Here is a 758-nt window from a genome sequence, read left to right on the forward strand (position 1 = left end):
ATATAGGTGTGCGCAATGCCTGTAGGGCACGCAGTTACCGCTACAATTCTCATTATTATTCTCGGTGTGCTTAGATCGACAGTTTACTTGGATCGATAGGACTATCTGAATCTAGGAAGTTTATGGATTCCCGTTTTTAATTCAAAGGTGAACGTCACACTCTTGCTTCTTGGTTACAATTATCCAGTTAATGCACCTTTCGTCCTATATATCGAGCGGCCTTGCCTCGTTAGTCTTTTCATATTATTAACCTCTTTATCTCATTTACCTAAATTGGTACTCGGACGAGGCAGCACATGGACATCACTGACATTATAGAGCCGGAGATTATCTGTCTGGATTTAAAGGCAGACTCTAAACAGGCGGTATTTGAAGAGCTTGTCGAACTGCTTGACCGCGCAGGCAAGCTCTCCAATAAAAGTGAGTTCCTTGATGATATCTGGAAGCGTGAGGCCATCGGCAATACGGGCTTTGATGATGGTATTGCGATTCCACACGCGAAAAGCACTGCTGTCGCTAAACCAGCAGTGGCGGTAGGTATCAGCCGCTCTGGCATCGATTATGGCGCAGACGGCGGCGAGTTGTCGGATGTGTTCTTTATGCTCGCTTCACCAGACAACAACGACGACCACCATATCGAGGTACTGGCTCAGATTTCGACCAGACTTATCGAAGATGGCTTTGTTACAAAATTAAAGGCGGTGGAGTCTGTCGAGGAAGCTCAAGAGCTGTTTCTCGAAGCCAATTCTGAATCGTTT

The 758-nt window shown here is 45.9% G+C and carries 1 protein-coding gene; it reads left to right on the plus strand.

What is annotated here, in order from left to right; all coding sequences use genetic code 11:
• Positions 1–296: 296 nt before the first annotated feature.
• Positions 297–758: PTS sugar transporter subunit IIA (locus AB4496_RS18230; protein WP_372131559.1), on the plus strand; the 462-nt coding region annotated here is incomplete at its 3' end.

The sequence above is a fragment of the Vibrio sp. 10N.222.46.A1 genome (genome assembly GCF_041473595.1).
In the GTDB taxonomy this organism is placed as follows: domain Bacteria; phylum Pseudomonadota; class Gammaproteobacteria; order Enterobacterales; family Vibrionaceae; genus Vibrio; species Vibrio tasmaniensis_A.